Source organism: Oleiphilus sp. HI0132, assembly GCF_001635845.1.
Window position 1 is genome coordinate 1 of sequence record NZ_LWGJ01001346.1, and the last position, 643, is coordinate 643.

The 643-nt window shown below is 47.4% G+C and carries 1 protein-coding gene; it reads left to right on the forward strand.

What is annotated here, in order from left to right; translation table 11 throughout:
• A partial coding sequence (locus tag A3766_RS20505; protein WP_304440976.1) for a calcium-binding protein occupies positions 1–643 on the forward strand: 643 nt, incomplete at both ends.

Consider the following 643-nt stretch of genomic DNA (forward strand, 5'->3'; position numbering starts at 1 on the left):
AAGGTAGTGATGTTCTCTATGGCGACGAAGGGAATGACCGTCTTAATGGCGGGGAGCAGCATGACTGGCTTTACGGCGGTGAAGGTGATGATCAATTATATGGCGGCGCAGGTAATGACCAGATCCAGGGTGGAAAAGGTGATGACGTTTTATCTGGAGGCTCGGGTACAGACCGCTTAGACGGAGGCGCGGGTAATGATACCTTTATCGTGAAGCCCGGTGACGGTACGATCTATATTACTGATACCCAAGGCATCAATATCCTAGCTTTTGAGGGTGGTTTGAATGCTGGCGATATTTATACCTATGCGAGACCTTCTTCTCAAGATCCTACAAGCGACAGTTTTATTAAGATAAATTATGGCTCGAATGAAAGTGATGTGATCGCTATGTCGCAGACGACTTTCTCGTACATCCGTGAAGCTCGATTTGCTGATGGTTCAAGTTTATCTCTCATTGTCGACAACTTGTCCAATGGAACTAACCTAGGAACGGATAGTGATGACCATATCACCTCGGACGGCGTAGGCTCGAAGCACTATTATGGGTTCAGTGGTGCCGACACTATTGATGCCGGAGACGGCCAGGATTATGTCTATGGTGGTGATGATAACGACGCAATCAATGGCAATAGTGGGGATGA